The organism is Magnetospirillum sp. WYHS-4, from assembly GCA_039908345.1.
Classification (GTDB): Bacteria; Pseudomonadota; Alphaproteobacteria; order Rhodospirillales; family GLO-3; genus JAMOBD01.
Genome location: JAMOBD010000008.1, coordinates 53,600 through 72,904, shown reverse-complemented (window position 1 = coordinate 72,904; position 19,305 = coordinate 53,600). Strand labels below are relative to the sequence as shown.

General features: G+C 67.7%; 15 protein-coding genes and 1 tRNA gene. 12 read left to right on the top strand and 4 right to left on the bottom strand.

The annotated features are described in order from the left end of the window. Nucleotides 1-303 precede the first annotated feature (303 nt). Nucleotides 304-378, bottom strand: a tRNA-Val gene (locus tag H7841_04620). Nucleotides 379-680: 302 nt separating this feature from the next. On the opposite strand from H7841_04620, the gene H7841_04615 reads away from it, so the two are divergent. The 12 genes from H7841_04615 to H7841_04560 all read left to right on the top strand — a co-directional run bounded on the left by H7841_04615 (nucleotide 681) and on the right by H7841_04560 (nucleotide 16,519). Further along, nucleotides 681-1,526 (top strand): substrate-binding domain-containing protein, encoded by an 846-nt coding sequence (locus H7841_04615; protein MEO5336166.1) that lies wholly within the window; start codon nucleotides 681-683, stop codon nucleotides 1,524-1,526. Then, nucleotides 1,523-2,833, top strand: coding sequence for an ATP-binding protein (locus H7841_04610; protein ID MEO5336165.1), 1,311 nt, complete (start codon nucleotides 1,523-1,525; stop codon nucleotides 2,831-2,833). Before H7841_04615 ends, H7841_04610 begins: the two co-directional genes overlap by 4 nt. 13 nt (nucleotides 2,834-2,846) lie before the next feature. Continuing rightward, a complete protein-coding gene (locus H7841_04605) occupies nucleotides 2,847-3,221 on the top strand; it encodes a response regulator (GenBank protein ID MEO5336164.1) in 375 nt (124 codons plus the stop codon). Nucleotides 3,222-3,286: 65 nt separating this feature from the next. Next, a complete protein-coding gene (locus H7841_04600) occupies nucleotides 3,287-4,168 on the top strand; it encodes an N-formylglutamate amidohydrolase (protein MEO5336163.1) in 882 nt (293 codons plus the stop codon). Between the two features lie 54 nt (nucleotides 4,169-4,222). Further along, complete coding sequence (locus tag H7841_04595; protein MEO5336162.1) at nucleotides 4,223-5,266, top strand: transglycosylase SLT domain-containing protein; 1,044 nt, start codon at nucleotides 4,223-4,225, stop codon at nucleotides 5,264-5,266. 14 nt (nucleotides 5,267-5,280) lie between these two features. After that, nucleotides 5,281-6,234, top strand: a complete 954-nt coding sequence (gene glk, locus H7841_04590; protein MEO5336161.1) for a glucokinase — start codon at nucleotides 5,281-5,283, stop codon at nucleotides 6,232-6,234. A 116-nt stretch (nucleotides 6,235-6,350) separates the two neighbouring features. Then, the gene (locus H7841_04585; GenBank protein MEO5336160.1) at nucleotides 6,351-8,183 is read left to right on the top strand and encodes a PAS domain S-box protein; all 1,833 of its coding nucleotides are present in this window, start codon (nucleotides 6,351-6,353) and stop codon (nucleotides 8,181-8,183) included. A gap of 27 nt (nucleotides 8,184-8,210) precedes the next feature. Further along, nucleotides 8,211-8,651: a response regulator gene (locus H7841_04580; GenBank protein ID MEO5336159.1), complete on the top strand. Its 441-nt coding sequence runs from the start codon at nucleotides 8,211-8,213 to the stop codon at nucleotides 8,649-8,651. A gap of 10 nt (nucleotides 8,652-8,661) precedes the next feature. Further along, nucleotides 8,662-11,292: an HAD-IC family P-type ATPase gene (locus tag H7841_04575; GenBank protein MEO5336158.1), complete on the top strand. Its 2,631-nt coding sequence runs from the start codon at nucleotides 8,662-8,664 to the stop codon at nucleotides 11,290-11,292. Between the two features lie 63 nt (nucleotides 11,293-11,355). Then, a complete protein-coding gene (locus tag H7841_04570; protein ID MEO5336157.1) occupies nucleotides 11,356-14,925 on the top strand; it encodes an AsmA family protein in 3,570 nt (1,189 codons plus the stop codon). Beyond that, complete coding sequence (locus H7841_04565; protein MEO5336156.1) at nucleotides 14,925-15,644, top strand: class I SAM-dependent methyltransferase; 720 nt, start codon at nucleotides 14,925-14,927, stop codon at nucleotides 15,642-15,644. The genes H7841_04570 and H7841_04565 overlap by 1 nt, the downstream gene beginning before the upstream one ends. Beyond that, nucleotides 15,641-16,519 carry a 1,4-dihydroxy-2-naphthoate polyprenyltransferase gene (locus H7841_04560; protein MEO5336155.1) on the top strand — a complete coding sequence of 293 codons (879 nt, stop codon included), beginning with the start codon at nucleotides 15,641-15,643 and terminating at the stop codon, nucleotides 16,517-16,519. The genes H7841_04565 and H7841_04560 overlap by 4 nt, the downstream gene beginning before the upstream one ends. Here H7841_04560 and H7841_04555 read toward each other — a convergent pair. The 3 genes from H7841_04555 to atpD form a co-directional block, all read right to left on the bottom strand. Next, entirely contained in the window at nucleotides 16,516-17,259 is a 744-nt protein-coding gene (locus tag H7841_04555; GenBank protein ID MEO5336154.1) for a cytochrome c biogenesis protein CcdA, read from the bottom strand. The two genes, H7841_04560 and H7841_04555, sit on opposite strands and share 4 nt — an antisense overlap. Nucleotides 17,260-17,383: 124 nt before the next feature. Then, complete coding sequence (gene atpC / locus H7841_04550; GenBank protein MEO5336153.1) at nucleotides 17,384-17,815, bottom strand: ATP synthase F1 subunit epsilon; 432 nt, start codon at nucleotides 17,813-17,815, stop codon at nucleotides 17,384-17,386. Nucleotides 17,816-17,842: 27 nt separating this feature from the next. Continuing rightward, nucleotides 17,843-19,267, bottom strand: coding sequence for a F0F1 ATP synthase subunit beta (atpD, locus tag H7841_04545; protein MEO5336152.1), 1,425 nt, complete (start codon nucleotides 19,265-19,267; stop codon nucleotides 17,843-17,845). Nucleotides 19,268-19,305: the final 38 nt, after the last annotated feature.

The window sequence follows — 19,305 nt, the reverse complement described above, 5'->3', positions numbered from 1 at the left end:
ACCACGAAACCCCCACCTGAAACCCCGCCACCCCGGAATGTAGTGCTAACAAACCCGTGCCACTCCGTAACAGTCTGTTACAGAACAGCTTTTTCTCGGGCACTGTTCAAGTTGGGTCAAGCACACCGCGATTTCATGGCCGGCGGAAGCGGGAAGGTCGGTGGACGAAATCGCGGACCTCACCGCCACGCATCGGGCAACGGTGCTCAGGGTCTATCGGCGGGTCAGTCCGGATTACTTGGTGGACGCTGCAGAAACCCTTCCCAGAAACACGAAACCCCAAGGTTTCCCTTGGGGTTTCGATGGTGGGCGGTACTGGGATCGAACCAGTGACCCCTACGATGTCAACGTAGTGCTCTCCCGCTGAGCTAACCGCCCTTTTTGCCCGTAACAGGCCAAATCTCGCTTCTCAAAGGAAGGCGTCCGCCTTCCGGAACCGATATACCCCAGACCGCCTTTCCTTGTCACCCCGCTTTTCGCCATCTCACCAATACTTTGGGGACGCCAATCCTGGGGACTCGGATTCTCCTCTAATTTCAACGGCCCGTGAGACGATCGGAAGACGGCCTTTTAATGTCATCCGGGCGGATTGGCAAGCCGACTTTGCGATCCTTGCGACGAAAGGTCTCCGATGGCATGCTGCGCTCCATCGGAACGCCTTCTCGGGCGGATGGGAAAAAATGGAACGCTGTTCGCCGGCCACCGCCCGCCCAATCTGCCCATGGGCCGTCGCGGTCATCGCCATCGTCTCGCTTATGGGGCCGGACGCAACGGCCGAACCCCTACGGGTCACCGGCACCGGCAGCCCCCTGGGAATCGTTCGCCTCGCCGGGCAAGCCTTTAGCCGCGGCCGGCCGGGGACGGAAATCGTCGTTCTGCCCAGCTTGGGCAGCGGGGGCAGTTTGCGGGCGCTCCGGGAAGGAGCCATCGACCTGGCGGTTTCCGCCAAGGCTCCGGACGACGAAACCCTGGCCTGGGCCGAGGTGCGGCCTTGGGCTCGCAGTCCGTTCGTCATCGCGGTGCAGGCTGACCTCCCCGTCGCCGGCATCACCACGGCCCAATTGGCGAAGGCCTATTCGGGTCAAATGACGGAGTGGCCGGACGGACGCCGGCTTCGGGTCGTCCTGCGTCCACGGGACGACACCGACACGCGAATCCTGTCGGTCCTGGGGCCCGGCATGGGCGAGGCGGTCGCCTCGGCGCTGGACCGGTGGCCCAACGCCGTCGCCATCACCGACCAGGACGGGGCGGCGGCCCTGGAAACCATTCCCGGCGCGATCGGCACCTTGGCCTTGGGCCAGATCCTGGCCGAGAGGCGCGCCCTCAAACCCTTGTCCCTGGACGGCGTCGCCCCCACCCTCGCCAGCATGGCCGATGGAACCTATCCCCATGCCAAATCCTTCCATCTGGTGACGCGGCGGCCGGCCCGGGAGGCGGTATCGGCCTTCGTCGAATTCCTGGATTCCCCGGAGACACGGAGCCTCCTGGAGGTCCACGGGTTCCAACCCGTTCCGGCGCGGCCATGACCTTGGCAGGCGACCATCGCGGCTCGCTGGCCCGGACCCGCCACGTGTTGGCCCTGGTGGTGGGCCTGGTCGCCCTCGCGCCGGCGGCGGTCCAGGTTTGGCTGGCGGTGGCCAGCGAGCGTGCGGCCATGCGCGTCGAGGCGGAATTGAAGGTCGCCATGGTCAACCAGATCGTCTCCGCCCGTCCCGATCTCTGGCGATTCGAGGAATACCGCTTCAACCACCTTCTTCGGGTGGTCCCGCCGGGGCCGGGCGAAAGCGTGCGTATCCTGGATTCGAAAGGGCAGGTCGTGGCGGCCGAGGGCGATTTCTCGCCGATCGCCGCCCTGACCGTCGTCGTTCCCATCCTTGACGGCGGCGCCAAGGTCGGGGAACTGGTGCTTCGCCACGGCCTGCAGGAACTGGCCCCCGGGCTGATGATCGCCCTGACCGTCGGATTGATTCTCGGCCTCGCGGTCTACGTATCGGTCGACCGGCTGCACCTCCAGGCGGTGAACCGGACGGAGGAGACCCTCTATCGGCAGCGCGACGCGGAAGCAGCCCAGCGCCGCGCCGCCGAAGCGCAGCTTCTCCAGGCCCGCAAGCTGGAAGCCCTGGGAACCCTGGCCAGCGGCATGGCGCATTCCCTGAACAACATGCTGACGCCCATCACCATCCTGGGCGATCTGTTGCGCGAGGAGGCTCCGGAAGGCAGCCGCCAAAGGGAAATGCTGGACCGCATCTGCCAGTCCGCCGAACGGGCCACCCATCTGGTTTCCAGCGTGCTCGCCTTCGGCCGCCGCGGCGAGGCCCGCACCCAGACCTTGCCGGCCAGCCGGGTGGTCGAGGAAGTCGTCGCCATGGCGCGCGACGTGTTGCCGACCGGAATCGTCCTGGACGCGGTGGTTCCGCGCGATGCCGGCTGGGTGGCCGTCGACCTGCCGCAGATCCAGGCGGCGCTGCTCAATCTGATCAGCAACGCCATCGATGCCATGCGGGGAGTCGGCGGCACGGTCGCCTTGACCCTGGTGCGCGAGGAGTTGGGCGACGCTTCGGCGCCGGTTCTGGCCGAACTGCCGCCGGGAAGTTATGCCGTGATCCGGGTCGCCGACACGGGCACCGGCATGTCGCCGGAAGTGGCGGAACGGATCTTCGAGCCCTTTTTCACCACCAAGGAAGCCGGACGCGGAACGGGGCTGGGGCTGTCGTCCACCTACGGCATCGTTCGCAGTCATGGCGGCATCGTCACGCTGGACAGCCGATTCGGCCAGGGGACGACCTTCACCCTTTACCTGCCCACCCGTCCGCCACCGGCGGAGTCGAGCTGAGAGGCATATCGCGATGGCAAGAATTCTCGTGGTCGACGACGAAGAACCGATACGCTACGCCTTGAGACTGGCTCTTCAGGCTTCCGGCCACGACGTCGACGAGGCCGAGGACGGCAAGAGGGCCCTCAAGGCCTTGGCCGGACACGACTACGATCTGGTCATCGCCGACATCCTGATGCCGGAGAAGGATGGCATCGAGATGATCCTCGATCTGAAGAAGATAAGGCCGAGCCTGCCGGTGATCGCCATCTCGGGCGGCGGGCAGATGGGGGCGCGCACCTACCTGGAGATGGCCGGGGACTTCCATGCGGAGGCGACGCTCGGCAAGCCCATCCGTCCCCGCGACCTGATGGAGACGGTCGAACGGCTTCTCGCTCCTCGGCCTTAGTTCCGGGTTGCGCCCGGCCGGGTCCGACGGTAACACTTCCCGGTGCCAGGACTGGAGAAAGCCCCGTGCCGCGTTCCGTGCCCTTCCGCGACGTTCCGCCCTGGGAGACGATCGCCCCGTCCGAGCAGACGGCGCCGGTGGTCTTCGCCTCGCCCCACAGCGGCCGCCGCTATCCGCCCGAGTTCCTGGCCGCGTCGCGCCTCGACGCCGTGGCCATCCGCCGATCCGAGGACGCCTTCATCGACGACATCTATGGCGCCGCTCCCGATTTCGGCGCCCCCCTGCTCAAGGCCCACTTCCCGCGCGCCTACGTGGACCCCAACCGGGAAGCCTGGGAACTGGACCCGGCGATGTTCGCCGATCCCCTGCCGGACTTCGTCAACACCACCTCGCCGCGGGTGGTGGCGGGGCTGGGAACCATCCCCCGGGTGATCGCCAACGGCGAGGCCATCTACCGCGAACGGCTGCGCTTCGCCGACGCCCGCAAGTTGATCCACGCCTGCTACGAGCCCTACCACCAGGCCCTGCGGGACCTTATCGCCCGTACCAAGGCCAAGTTCGGCTGCTGCCTGCTGGTCGATTGCCATTCCATGCCGTCGGTGGGCGGCCCGATGGATGCCGATCCGGGCCTCCGGCGCGTCGACATGGTGCTGGGCGACCGTTTCGGGAAATCCTGCAAGCCGCGGGTCATCGAGACCGCCGAGAGCGCCCTGGCCGGCATGGGCTACCGGGTGCGGCGGAACGATCCCTACGCGGGCGGCTTCACCACCCGCCACTACGGCCGTCCCGCCCAGGGGGTGCATACCCTCCAGATCGAAATCAACCGCGCCCTTTACATGGACGAAAAGAACGTCGAACCGGCCGAGGGGCTTACGGCGTTGACGCGAGACATCGCGCGGCTGATCGCCATCCTGACCGCCCTTCCCGTCGAGTCCCTGCGCCCCTGATCTGGCACGCCCCTTGCTTATGTTCCTCCAGGCAATCGGACGACGGGACGGATCATGATACGCATCGCGGCAGCATTGATGGTCATGGCGGCAAGCGGCGCCCTGGCGGCGCCGGCACCCCAGGATATCTGCCGGGAAGCCGCGGGTCGCCAGGAGCGCATGGCCAGCATGCCGGAAAACCTTCTTTTCGCGGTTTCCCTGGCCGAGACCGGCCGCTGGGACGAAGCCCGCCGCGAGAGCTACGCCTGGCCCTGGACCGTGACATCGGGCGGCGACGGGCAATTCTTTCCCACCCGCGAGGCGGCGATTGCCGAGGTGAAGCGCCTGAAGGCGCGCGGGGTGACGAACATCGACGTCGGCTGCATGCAGATCAACCTGGGCCACCACGGCGAGGCCTTCGGCACCATCGAACACGCCTTCGACCCGGCGGCCAACATGGCTTATGCCGCGTCGTTCCTGCGCCAGCTCTATGAGGAGACCGATTCCTGGACCCAGGCCGCCGCCTATTACCACTCCCGCACTCCCGAAAAGTCAGAAGCCTACAAGGCCAAGGTGGTCCGCCTGTGGAACCGGCAGCCGCGCGGCGGCGCCAAGGAACGGCCCGAACCGGAAGCCCCCATCCAGCTCGCCTCGACCACCGCGCCCAGCCTCGCCGCGAGTCGCTCCGTCATGCCGCCGCGTGGCCGGCGAGCCACCGCCATGGACGTTTCCATCCATGCCCGGACGGCGTCTCCCAGCCCCCTGGTCTCGGCCAAGGCGCCCGGAGCCATTCCCGCCAAGGCGGACGGCCCGCTGGTGATTACCGTGCCCGACAAGGAAACCGTCGCCCGCGCCGAGACCTCGGCACCACCCGCTCCGGTCCAGACGTCCACCGCCGCTCCCCAGGATAGGGGCACGGCGCACCAGCGCGAGATGGATGCCTGGCGCGAGGCCCAGGCCGCCGGCACCGACGCCAGCCACGTGGCCCTCATGAACCGGGTGCGCAAGGACCTGGAACGGAAGCAGGAGCTCTGGCATTCTGTGAAGGCCGAGGGAGGCGAACGCTTCGCCGCCCGCCGCCGGGCGCAGCTTTCCGCTTGGCGCGCCAACCAGATGTAGACGCGAAGGCCGACATGACGGGGCTGATCGCCGATATCGGCGGAACCAATGCAAGGCTGGCCCTGATCGGGGACGACGGCGTCCTCGGCCCGTCCGCCGACGTGGCCTGCGACGCCCATGAAGGGGTCGAGGAATTGTTGCGCGCCTTCCTCGACGGAATGGCCGGCGGCGTCCGGCCGGACCGGGTGGCCCTGGCCGTGGCCAGTCCGGTTACCGGCGATCAGATCTACCTGACCAACCGGGACTGGGGGTTTTCCGTCGCCGCTCTCCGCCACCGCCTGGGCTTTTCGCGGCTTGAGGTGGTCAACGACTTCGCCGCCGTGGCGTTGGCCCTGCCCTACCTGGAATCCGGCGACATGCATCCCGTCGGCGAAGGCAGGGCCGACCCGACCGCCCCCATGGTGGCCATCGGGCCCGGTACCGGGCTGGGGCTGTCGGTGCTGGTCCCCGGCCCCGGCAGCCGTCCGGTGGTGCTCGCCACCGAAGGCGGCCATTCCACCCTGCCGGCCGGCAGCGACCGGGAGGCCGAGGCCATCGCCGTGCTACGGCGCGAATTCGGCCACGTGTCCGTCGAGCGCGTGGTTTCTGGCCCCGGGCTGACCAACCTGCACCGCGCCCTGGGCCGTCTGGACGGCCGTGCCGACGAGGCAGACCTGAACCCGGCGGCGATCACGGCGCGCGCCGCGGACGGTTCCTGCCCACTCTGCCGGGAAGCGGTCGATATCTTTTGCGCCCTGCTGGGGGAAGTGGCGGGCAACGCCGCCCTGATGGTCGGGGCGCGCGGCGGGGTCTTCATCGCCGGCGGCATCGTGCCGCGCCTGGGGGAGGTTTTCCCGCGGTCGGACTTTCGCGCCCGCTTCGAGGCCAAGGGGCGGATGTCCGATTACGTCAAGGGCATCCCCACGGCCGTGATCGTCCACGGCCATCCCGCTTTCCTGGGACTGGCCGGGCTGGTCAGGCCGGAATGACCCTCGTCGCCGGGAAACGGGCGGTCGCTCCGAAGCGAACCGCACCGACGGGATGACAAGCGCCATCGCCCTGCGATAGAATGATGAAGCCCGCCAATGGGTAAAAGGGGTCTGCCGTGGATACCGGTTCGGCAAGCCGGGCGAAGGCGCGGAGCACGACGTTCCGCAGTCTGGTGGTTGCTGCGGGTGTGGCGTGGACGGCCGTGGTGGGCGGGTTCCTCGCATGGCACCTCGTCGAGGCGCGCGCCAACGTCCTCGCGTTGGCCCGCAACGAGGCACGCACGAACGTCAACAAGGATATCGCTTTCCGCTTCTGGGCGACCCGGCACGGGGGCGTCTACGTCCCGGCCGACCAGCGTACGCTTCCCAATCCCTATCTTTCCCATGTGCCGGAGCGCGACATCCGTACTCCCGAGGGCCGGAATCTCACCTTGATGAATCCGGCCTACATGCTGCGCCAGATGATGGGGGAGTACGACGAACTGTTCGGCGTCAAGGGCCGCATCGTCAGCCTGAAGCCGCTCAACCCGGTCAACACTCCGGACGACTGGGAACAAAGCGTCCTGAAGGCCTTCGAACGCGGGCATGAGGAGCAGTCGGAGCTGGTCGACATCGATGGCCAACCCTATTTGCGGCTGATGCGGCGCCTGGTGACCGAACCCGGCTGCCTGAAATGCCATGCCCACCAGGGCTACCGCATCGGCGACGTGCGGGGCGGGGTGGGCGTGGCCGTGCCCATGCGGCCCTTCTGGGAAAGGCTCGATCACGAAAGACTGTTCGCCTTCGTCTCCCATGGAGTGATCTGGCTGATCGGACTGGGCGCGATCGGACTGCTCGGGCGGGAGGGCGGCCGGCGCCTCAGCGAGCGGGAAGAAGGCCAGGCCCGGCTGCTGGAGAGCCAGGCCCTGTTCGCCGCCGTGTTCGACAATGCGGGCGACGCCATCCTGGTCCACGACCTGGAAGGCCGCATCGTCGACGCCAACCGCCAGGCCTGCCAGACCCTGGGATATGTCCGGGAAGACCTGAACGGCCTGCGGGTCGCCGACTACGAACACGATCATTGCGCCGACGAGGCCCGTCGGTTCTGGGACGATCTGCCGCTCGGGGAATCGCGAAGCTTCGGGGCGTCCCATTTCAGCCGCAAGGACGGCTCCATCTTTCCCGTCGAGGTGCATGGCTGCCGGATGCGCTTCGGCGAGCGCGACCTGATCGTCGCCGTGGCGCGCGACACCACCACCCAGCGCAAGGCGCAGGAATCCCTGGAACGCTCCAACGCCGAACTGCAACGCTTCGCCTATGTGGCGTCCCACGATCTCCAGGAACCTCTCAGGACCGTCACCAACTACGTGCAACTCCTGGAAAAGCGCTATGGGCCGCAGCTCGATTCCGATGCCCGGGAGTATATCGGCTTTGCCTCCCACGCCGCCAAGCGGATGCGCAGCCTTATCCTCGACCTGCTGGCCTATTCGCGCCTGGAGACCGACGCCAAGCCCCTGGTCGCCATGGATGCGGGCCTCGCGCTCGCGGAAGCTCTCGACGGACTGCAGGGCGCCATCGCGGAAACCGGTGCGGAGATCCATCAAACGGAGATGCCCCGCGTCCAGGGCGATTTCGGGCAAGTCTCCAGCCTGTTCCAGAACCTGATCGGCAACGCGCTGAAGTACCGGGATGCCGACCGCAAGCCCGTGATCGCCATCGGCGCCGTCCAGGCCGACGGCGAATGGCTGTTCCACGTGCGCGACAACGGAATCGGGTTCGATCCCCAGTACGCGGACCGCATCTTCAAGGTCTTCCAGCGCTTGCCCAACCCTGGTAAACCGGACGGATCGGGAATCGGGCTGGCGATCTGCAAGAAGGTCGTGGAACGTCATGGGGGTCGAATCTGGGTCGAGACCCAGCCGGGCAAGGGAGCCACGTTCTGGTTCACGCTCTGTCCGGCCGTCACCTGAATCGGGGGGCATGGAACGAGGTGTTGCATGGACGCCAAGCGGGATATCGAGGTTCTCCTCGTCGAGGATAACGCGGGCGACGCCCGTCTGGTCGAGGAAGCTTTCCGCGAATGGCGGATGGTCAACCGTCTGCACCGGGTGATCGACGGTGTCGAAGCCATGGCCTTCCTGCGTGGCGAGCCTCCCTATGCCGGGATGCCCAAGCCGGACCTCGTTCTGCTGGATCTCAACCTGCCGCGCAAGGACGGCCGGGAGGTGCTCCTGGAAATGAAGTCCGATCCGGTGCTGCGCAGCATTCCGGTGGTGGCCCTGACCACGTCGACCGACCACGAGGACGTGGACGCCTGCTATCAGATCGGTGCCAACGCCTATGTTTCCAAGCCGCTCGACTTCGCCGAGTTCTTCAACGCGCTTTCGGCGCTGCGTAGCTTCTGGTTCTCGGTGGTGACCTTGCCGGATGGACTTTAGGGCCGCCGCCATGGGTGTTCCCCTCTGGCATTCCAGGACGGCGGAGGAAGCCCGGCGGCTCCAGGGGAGCGGCCCGGCCGGCCTGTCCGAATCCGAGGCGGCGGCGCGTCTGGCCCGCTTCGGCCCCAACGAACTGCCCAGCCCCCCCCGCGACGGCTTGCTCGTCCTGTTCCTACGCCAGTTCAAGAGCCCGCTTATCTATTTGCTGATGGCGGCGGCCGGAGTTTCGGTGGCGATCGGCGAAGCCTCCGACGCCTCGTTCATCGCCGCGGTGCTGCTCGTCAACGCCGCCATCGGCGCGATCCAGGAATGGAAGGCGGAAAGCGGGGCCGAGGCCCTGAAGGCGATGATCCGCATCCGCGCCGTGGTCCTGCGCGATGGCGTGCGCCATCTTCTGGACGCGGCCGCCCTGGTGCCGGGGGACTTGGTGGTTCTGGAGGCCGGATCGGTGGTGCCGGCCGACCTCCGTCTGCTGTCCGGGCAGGACCTGCTGGCCGACGAATCCCTGCTCACCGGCGAGTCGCTGCCGGTGGACAAGGATGCCGGGTTGGTTCTGCCCGAGGCCGCGGTGCTGGGCGACCGCCGCAACATGCTGTTCGCCGGGACGGTGGTGGCTTCCGGCCGCGCCGAAGGCTTGGTCGTCCAGACCGCCAGCCATACCGAACTGGGCCGCATCGCCCAGGCCATGGCCCGCACCCAAGGGGCGGTCCCCCCCCTGGTGCAGCGGCTGGAACGCTTCTCGGCGGCCATCGGCTGGCTGGTGGTGGCGGCCACCGCGATTCTCGGCCTTGCCATGATCGCCAAGGGCGAGCCCCCCGCCCATGTCTTCCTGGTCGCCGTGGCGCTGGCGGTGGCCGCCATTCCCGAAGGTCTGCCGGTGGCGATCACCGTGGCGCTTTCGGTGGGCAGCGCCCGCATGGCGCGGCGCCGGGTCATCGTGCGTTCCCTGCCGGCGGCGGAATCCCTGGGCGCTTGCACCTGCATCGCCAGCGACAAGACCGGCACGCTGACCTGCAACGAACTGACCGTTCGAAGGCTCTGGCTGCCGGGAGTGGGCGAAATCGAGGTGGAGGGCGAGGGCTACCATCCGGTCGGGCGCATCCGGGCCCCGGAAGGATCGGCGGATGCGGTGCGGCGTTTGGCGGAAGCCGGTCTGCTGTGCAACGACGCCACGTTCCGCCCCGATGGACAGGGCGGCTGGCACCGCTTCGGCGACACGGTCGACGTGGCTTTCCTGGTTCTCGGCGCCAAGCTGGGCCTGACCCGCGATCCGTCCTTCCAGGAAGAAGGCAGAGTGCCCTTCGATTCCCGGCGCCGCTTCGCCGCGTCCTTCCATCGGCACGCGGGGGAACTGACGGCCCAGGTCAAGGGAGCCGCCGAGACCGTGATTCCCATGTGCCGCGACATCGACGCGGCGGCGGTGCTGACCGAGGTCGAACGGCTGGCCGCGGGGGGCTATCGCGTGCTGGCGGTCGCGGCAGGTCGGGCGGCCGAGGCCAGCGGAGATTCCCTCGCGGATCTGGAGTTCCTGGGTTTGGCCGGCCTGATCGATCCCCTGCGTCCCGGCGCGCGGGCGGCGGTGGAACGCTGCCGCCGGGCCGGTATCGACGTGCGCATGGTGACCGGCGACCATCCGGCGACCGCCCTGGCCATTGCCGCGGAGTTGGGCATCGCGGGCGGCCCGGGCGAGGTGGTGACCGGCGCGGAACTGGCCGAGCTGCGGGACGATCCCGCCGGCTTCGACGAAGCGGTGCGCCAAGCCAAGGTCTTCGCCCGCGTCGAGCCGGTGCAGAAGCTGGGCATCGTGCAATCCCTGCAGCGGGCGGGCCATTTCGTCGCGGTGACCGGCGACGGGGTCAATGACGCCCCGGCCCTGCGCGCCGCCCATATCGGCGTCGCCATGGGCAAGGATGGCACCGACGTGGCACGCGGCGCCGCCGGCTTGATTATCGCCGACGACGACTTCGCTTCCATCGTCAACGGGGTTGAAGAAGGCCGTATCGCCTACGACAACGTGCGCAAGGTCGTCTATTTCCTGATTACCGCCGGAGTTGGCGAACTGGCCCTGTTCCTGTTGTCCTTCCTGGCCGGGCTGCCGGTGCCGCTGTTCGCCGCGCAACTGCTGTGGCTGAACCTGGTGACCAACGGCATCCAGCACGTGGCCCTGTCGGTGGAAAAAGGCGAGGACGACATTCTCGACCGGGCCCCAAGACCGCCGGAACAGCCGATCTTCGACCGTCGGATGATCGAGCAGGTAACGATTTCCGGTCTGTTCGTCGGCACGGTGGCCGCCATCTATTTCGCCTGGGCCTTGGACTCCGGAATGCCGGAGACGGAGGCGCGCAACGCCCTGCTGTTGTTGATGGTGGTCTTCGGCAACGTGCAGGCCTTCAACTGCCGTTCCGAACGGCGGCCCGCCCTGCGCCATTCCCTTCTTGCCAACCCCTTCCTGATGGCCGCCGTCCCGGCCGCCCATCTGGTGCATATCGGCGCCGCCTATCTGCCCGGCCTGTCGTCCATATTGCGCATCGAGCCCTTGTCTTTTTCCATCTGGATCGCCGTGCTGCCCTTGGCGCTCTGCCTGATCCTGGCGATGGACGCCTACAAGATCGTGAACCGGCGTCTCGGACGAGACGTTTGATCGTTCGTCCGCGACCCACTAAACTCCGGTTCGAGTTTTCCTGACCAGAGCGGAGTCCTCGTGGTGAAGAGCAAGATCCTGATCGGCCTCGGCCTCGTCGTGGTGCTTCTGGTAGGGACGGCGCTGGTGGCGCCCTCCTTCATCGACTGGAACCAGCATCGGGCGCTGGCGACCCGGATGGTCAAGGAAGCGACGGGCCGCGACCTGGTCATCGGCGGCGACATGACGCTTTCCGTCCTGCCCAAGCCGGCGGTGCTGGTCAACGATCTGCGGCTTTCCAACCTGCCGGGCGCCCATGCTCCGCAGATGATGTCCTTGAAGACCCTGGAAGTCCGCATCGCCCTGGCGCCGCTGCTGGCCGGCAACGTCCAGATCGAACGCGTGCGGGTGGTCGATCCGGTGATCGAGATCGAAACCCTGGCCGACGGTCGGTCCAACCTCGCCTTCGAGGGACTGCCCTCGGAAACCGCGCCCAGCCCCGCGGCCCCCGCGTCCGGCGGCGGCGAGGCGAAGGCCGGAGGCGGCTTCGACCTGCAACTCGACAACCTGACCTTGGAAAACGGCACGGTCGTCTACCGCGACACCAAGGCCGGCACCGTCGAGAAGATCGAGGAGATCAATGCCTCCGTCGCCATCGCCTCCCTCGCCGGCCCTGTCGAGGCCAAGGGCAGCCTGAGGGCGCGCGGCATACCCCTTTCGGTCAACGGCACGGTGGGCAAGTTGATCCACGGCCGCACGGTCCCCCTCGACTTGGCCCTGGGCCTGGGCGCGGGCAACTCGACCGTCAAGGTATCCGGAACCCTGGTGGGCCTGGAGACCACGCCCGGCTTCAAGGGCAAGGTGGAAGCCAAGGGCGACGATCTGGCGGCCCTGCTGCGAGGCGTGGCGGGCACCAACGACCTGCCCGCGTTCCTGGGCCGCAACTTCGGCTTCAGCGGCAACGTCGCCGGCTCGCAGACCGAGGTCTCGGTTCCCGACCTGACCATGAACCTGGGCGATACCCAGGCCTCCGGCAACCTGTCCGTCGCGCTCGGCGCCATCCCGACGATGCAAGCCAACCTGAACGTCGGCCGTATCGACCTGGATGCCCTGATGGCCGGCATGACGTCCGCCCCGTCGGCACCGCCCGCCCCGGTCAAGGGCCAGGCTCCGGTAGCGTCTTCCGCGCCGGGCAAGGCCGCTTCCCAGGCTTTCGCCCTGCCGGCCAACGTCAACGCGGCGATTCGCCTGGGGATCGAGGCCCTGTCCTACAAAGGCGGCGTGATCCGGCAGGCCAAGCTGAACGCCGATCTGGCCAACGGCGAGGTCACCCTCAGCCAACTTTCCGCTCAATTGCCCGGCAGCACCGACGTGGCCCTGTTCGGATTCGTCTCGGCCAAGAACGGCAAGCCGCAGTTGGAAGGCGAGATGGAAATTTCGGCCGCCGACCTGCGGGCCGTGCTGTCCTGGCTGGGTGTCGCCCTGCCCGCCGATCTGCCCAAGGAACGCTTGCGTCGCCTGGCCTACAAGAGCGCGTTCGTGGCGACTCCCGACCAAGTGCAGATCGCCGGCTTGGCCATGCAGATGGATGGCACAAACGTGAGCGGAGGTGCCACCGTCAAACTAGGGTCCAGGCCGGCCTTCGGTGCCGATTTGGTGGCCGACAAGGTGAACCTGGACGGCTACCTGCCGGCCGCGGCGGCCCAACCCAAGGGCGGTTCGTCCGGCGGTGCCAAGGGAGAAGGCGGCGCGGCCGCCCCGGCCCCTTCGGCCGCTCCGGGCGGCATGACGGCGCTGAAGGGCTTCGACGCCAACGTCAAGCTGGCGGTCAAGTCGCTCACCTACCGCCAAACTCCCATTTCCGATCTGGTGGTCGATGGAACCCTGCATAACGGCAACCTGGACCTGCGCCGCCTTGCGGTCGGCCAGGCGGCGGGCGCCAGCCTGGCGGTCAAGGGCGGCCTGCTGAAGCTGGACGGCCTGCCCGAGATGAAGGACCTGCATGTGGACTTCCTGGCCGCCGATCTGGCGCCGGTGTTCCGCTTGGCGGGCCTGGAGGCTCCGGCCCAGGCCAAGGGGCTCGGCCGCGTCACCCTGCGGGGCAAGGCCAGCGGCCAGTTTCTCAAGCCGGCCCTGGACATGTCGTTGCAGGCGGCGGGCGCCACACTGGACCTGAACGGGTCCGTTTCCGCCCTTCCGGCCCCGACTTTCGACGCCCGCGTCGCGGTCAAGCACGGCGACCTCGTCCAACTGGCCCGTACCCTGGGCGTGGACTATCGCCCGGCGGGAAGGCTGGGCGGCACCGATCTGGCGCTGCACGTCAAGGGCGGCCTGGACAAGATGGCCCTTTCCGACATCAAGGGCAGCCTGGGTCCGGTGTCCCTGTCCGGCAGCGCCAACCTCGATCTGAGTGGCGCCAAGCCGAAGGTTGGAGCCCAGCTTGCCACGGGAGAACTGCCTGTCGACCGCTTCCTGCCCGCCCAGAGAACCGCCTCCCTGCCCGGCGAAGGAGAACAGGGCGTCAAACATGCGGGCGGGAAATTCCGTCCGCTGTTCCAGGAAGCCTTGGAGCGGCCCGTCGTCCTGGCGGCGGCCCCCGGGGCCAGCCGGCCCGTACCGCAAGCTACAGCGGGAGGTGCCGTCGACCCACGTTGGTCCCGCGATCCGCTCGATCTGTCGGCGTTGGCGTCTGTCGATGCCGACGTGATCCTGCGTTCAGCGGCCATCGTCTTCCAAGACTATCGCTTCGACAACGCCGACATCGCCCTGGCCCTCGCCGGCGGCGTGCTGCGTACCCAGCGGGTGACGGGTACCCTGTTCGGCGGCGCCGTCCAGGCCAATGCCACCGTCGACGCCAACAAAGGGGCCAAGGCCGATCTATCGTTGCAGGTCGCCAACCTGGACGTCGGGCGCGCCGTCGCGGCGGCGGCCGGCAAGGGCATGGCGGGTGGGGCGATGAACCTCGACCTCAAGGCGGCCACCCAGGGCGGCAGCGTGGCTCAGCTGGTTCAGGCCCTCGCCGGCAACGGCTCGCTGACCGTCAAGGGATTGGACGTCAAGAAGGAAGCCCAGGGCTCGGCCCTGTCCGCCCTGCTCGACCTGGTGGGCACCCTGAACACGCTGGGCGGCACCCTGGGTGGCGGCAAGAGCGGTTCGGGTCTGGCCGACGTGTCCGGCACCTTCACTATCGACCGCGGCATCGTGACCAGCCGCGACGCCCGTCTGATCTCGGGGGTTGGCAACGGCACGGCCATCGCCACCGTCGACCTCCCGCGCTGGACCATCGATTCCCAGGGCAAGGTGGACCTGGCGCAGAACCTGCTCACCCAGGTGCTCACCCAGAAGACCGGCGTGCAGAATACTTCTCTGCCGTTTTCCATCACCGGCCGCCTGGACGCCCCGAACGTCAAGCTGGACACCGCCAGCCTGCCGGGCAAGGGCATCGCCATTCCCGGCACCGAAAAGCTGTTGAAGAAGAAGGGTGTCGGCACCCTGCTGGAAACCGTGCTGCCGGGCGCCACCGGCGGGGCGGCTGCCCCGGCACCGCAGCAACCGACGGCTCCCACCCAGGCGCCGCAACAGCAACAGCCGCAGCAACAGCAGGTACCGACCAAGCCGAAGGATATCCTGAAGGGCATCCTGTTGGGACGCTGATGACGGACCCGCTGACCCATACCTTCGGATTCGAGGCGGTGGCGCCCGGCGAGCGGCGCCGCCGCATCCGGGAGGTTTTCACCCGCGTGGCGCCACGCTACGACCTGATGAACGACGTCATGAGCTTCGGCATCCACCGGCTGTGGAAGCGCGTGCTGGCCTGGCGCGCCGATGAAAGGCCGGACGGCATCGCCGTCGACCTGGCGGGGGGCACCGGCGACGTGGCCCGCCTTCTGGCGGCGCGGGGTCCGGGGCGCACCGTGGTCGTACTCGATTCCAGCCTCGCCATGATGACCGAGGGCCGGGGCGGCTATTGCCGGCTGGGCGGCGAGGGCGAGGCCCTGCCCCTGGCGGACGGTTCGGTCGACTTGGTGACCATCGCCTTCGGCATCCGCAACATGACCAGCCTGGACGGCTCCCTGGCCGAAGTCCGGCGTGTCCTCAAGCCGGGTGGCCTGTTCCTCTGCCTCGAGTTCTCACGGCCGCAGGCTTGGTTCCGGCCGCTCTACGATCTCTATTCGTTTCTGGTCATTCCCCGGCTGGGCGCCTGGGTGGCGGGGCAGCCGTCGGCTTATGCCTATCTGGTGGAATCCATCCGCCGCTTCCCCGACCAGAAGGAAATGGCCGGCCATCTGGAAGCCTCCGGCCTGGAACGGGTGGGGTGGCGTAACCTATCGCTTGGCATCGCCTGCCTGCATTGGGGATATCGCCCGAAGTGAACGATTCGTCCCCGCCCAGAGGCTGGCGGCTGTGGCTGCTGGCAGCCCGCCCCCGCACCCTGCCCTTGGCGGTGGTGCCGGTGCTGGTCGGCAGCGCGCTGGGATGGGCCGAAGGTGGGAGGGGCGCCTTCCATGCCGTCCCCTTCGTCCTGGCTCTGGCGGTTTCCGCCCTGATCCAGATCGGCACCAATCTGCTGAACGACGTGGACGATTTCGAACGGGGCGCCGACCGCCCGGCCCGTTTGGGCCCCCAACGGGTCACCGCCCAGGGCTGGGCGACGCCCCGGCAGGTCAAGCGCGCGGCGCTGACCTGCTTCCTGGCGGTGACGGCGTCCGGCATCTACCTGACGGCTTTCGGCGGCTTGCCGATCATCCTGATCGGGGCGGCGGGCGTGCTGGCGGGCTGGAGTTATTCGCGCTCTCCATGGCCGATTTCCTATTCGGCGACCGGGGAGGCCTTCGTCTTCCTGTTCTTCGGCTTGGCGGCGGTGGGGGGTAGCGCTTGGCTGCAGAACCCGGCGTTTTCCCCGGCGGCCCTGGTGGCGGGGGCGGCCCTGGGCCTGATGGCCGCCGCCGTGCTGATGGTCAACAACACGCGCGACATGGAGGAGGACCGGCAGGCCGGACGCCGGACCTTGGCCATTCGGATGGGCCTGGATGGGGCGCGGATGGTCTACGCGATCCTGATGCTGGCGCCCTACCTGATGCTGGCGCTCCTGGGGCAAGCGCTGCCGTTGCTTTCCCTGCCTTTGGCCGTCTGGTTGGTTATGCGGTTCCGGCGCGAAACGCCGGGACCTGCCTTCAACGGCCTGCTGGCCCGCACCGCGCAGGCCCAGGCCCTTTTCGGGCTGCTACTGGCGCTCGCCCTCGTTTAGCCGATCTTGCCCAGCGACGGGAAGGTCTCCAGCAGCCAGAGGCCGATGTCCTCCATGCCGCCGAAGAAGATCAGCGCCCCGGTCACCACCAGCAGCCCGCCGATGCCCAGTTCGATGGTGCGCATGTGCTGGCGGAAGCGCTTCATCAGGATCATGAAGGGCTTGACCGCCGAGGCGGCGATCAGGAAGGGAATGCCGATGCCGGCCGCATAGGCCCCCAGCAACAACCCGCCGTCCATCGGGCTCTCGCCTGCCGAGGCGATCATCAGGATGGTGGCCAGGATGGGGCCGACGCAAGGCGTCCAGCCGAAGGCGAAAGCCAAGCCCAGGCAGAAGGAGCCGACGGGGCCGGCCGGGCGCTCGGCGACGTGGTAGCGCTTCTCGAAGTTCAGGAAGCCGACCCGGAACAGGCCCATGAAATGAAGACCGAAGAACATCACCACCAAGCCGGCCGTCTTGGCGAGTACGTCCTTGTACTGGCCGATCAGGCCGCCAATGGCGGTGGCGGTCATGCCGAGCGCGACGAAGACGGTGGAGAACCCGAGCACGAAGGCTAGGGAGGCCACGAAGATGTGGCGGACGATGACCTTGGATTCCGGCTCGTCCGACAGCAGTTCGTCGAGCGAGGCGCCCCCCACGAAGCAGATGTAGGCGGGCACCAGGGGAAGCACGCAGGGCGACACGAAGCTGAGCACCCCCGCCCCCAGGGCAGCCCAATAGCTGACCGCGAAGCCCTCCATGACGTTTCGGCCTCCCGTATTCATTATTGTTGAATACGCTTATATCCCGGATACGGGCGATTCCGGAGCGCCATTTTTGCAGGTCTCCATCGGACCCGAGCGGCTTAAAGAGAGGTATCCGGCGTCAGTGCCCGGCGCGCAGCTTGTCCTGGTAGGCCGCCACGGCGGCCAGCATGGCTTCGGCGGATTCCAGTTCGCGGCCGGCCGCCTTGCGCTTTTCGAAGTTGTCGGCGGATTCCAAGCCGTCGCGCGCCTTGGACAGCCGCCTTTCCGCGTCCTCGCGCCCGATCTCGCGCAACGGAATGGCCACCTGGGCGAGGATGGTGCAACGTTCCCCCGTCACCTCGGCGAAACCGCCTTCGACGAAGATCTTGTTGCGCACCTTGTCGCCCGTATAGACATCGATGGTGCCGGCCCTGAGGGTGGATAGCATGGGCGCGTGGCCCGGCAGGACGCCGAAATCGCCGTCGCCGCCCGGCGCCACCACCATGTCGGCTTCCTCCGACAGCATCAGCTTGGCCGGAGTGACGATCTCGAACTGGATTTTTTCCGCCATGGGTCCGCCTCCCGGCCGGTCCTCGGGTTAGGCCGCCTCGGCCGCCATCTTCTTGGCCTTGGCGATCGCCTCGTCGATGGTGCCGACCATGTAGAAGGCCGCCTCCGGCAGGTGGTCGTAGTCGCCGGCCACGATGCCCTTGAATCCCTTGATGGTGTCTTCCAGATTGACGAACACGCCCTTGGTGCCGGTGAAGACTTCGGCCACGTGGAAGGGTTGCGACAGGAAGCGCTGCATCTTGCGGGCGCGGGCCACCACCAGCTTGTCTTCCTCGGACAGTTCGTCCATGCCCAGGATGGCGATGATGTCCTGCAGGGACTTGTAAGTCTGCAGGATGCGCTGCACTTCGCGGGCGGTGGCATAGTGTTCGTCGCCGACCACGCGCGGATCGAGCACGCGCGAGGTGGAATCGAGCGGGTCCACCGCAGGATAGATGCCCAATTCGGCGATAGCGCGGCTGAGCACCGTGGTGGCGTCCAGGTGGGCGAACGAGGTCGCCGGGGCCGGGTCGGTCAAGTCGTCGGCCGGCACGTAGATGGCCTGCACCGAGGTGATCGAGCCCTTCTTGGTCGAGGTGATGCGCTCCTGCAGGGCGCCCATGTCGGTGGCCAGCGTCGGCTGGTAGCCCACCGCCGAGGGAATGCGGCCCAGCAGCGCCGACACTTCCGAGCCCGCCTGGGTGAAGCGGAAGATGTTGTCGACGAAGAACAGCACGTCCTGCCCTTCCTCGTCGCGGAAGTATTCCGCCAGCGTCAGGCCGGTGATGCCGACGCGGGCCCGCGCCCCCGGCGGCTCGTTCATCTGACCATACACCAGGGCGGCCTTGGAGCCGGAGCCGTCCAGCTTGATGACGCCCGATTCGATCATCTCGTGGTAGAGGTCGTTGCCTTCGCGGGTGCGTTCGCCCACGCCGGCGAAGACCGAGAAGCCGCCGTGCCCCTTGGCGATGTTGTTGATGAGCTCCATGATGATCACGGTCTTGCCCACGCCGGCACCCCCGAACAGGCCGATCTTGCCGCCCTTGGCATAGGGCGCCAGCAGGTCGATGACCTTGATGCCGGTGGTCAGGATCTCGGTTTCCGTCGACTGGTCCACGAACTTGGGCGCGTCGCGGTGGATGGGGTAGGTCATCTTGGTGGTGACCGGTCCGCGCTCGTCCACCGGCTCGCCGATCACGTTGATGATGCGACCCAGGGTCTCGGGGCCCACCGGCACGCGGATGGCATCGCCGGTATCGGTCACCTCCTGGCCGCGCACCAAGCCATCGGTGGTATCCATGGCCACCGTGCGCACCGTATGCTCGCCCAGGTGCTGCGCCACCTCGAGCACCAGCCGCTTGCCCTGGTTATCCACGTGCAGGGCATTCAGGATGGCGGGCAGCGCACCCTCGAAGTGCACGTCCACCACGGCGCCCAGGACCTGGGTGATGGTGCCGATATTGTTCTGGGTCATCGTTCCTGCTCCCTTGGCATAAGCGGTGTCGTCGGATG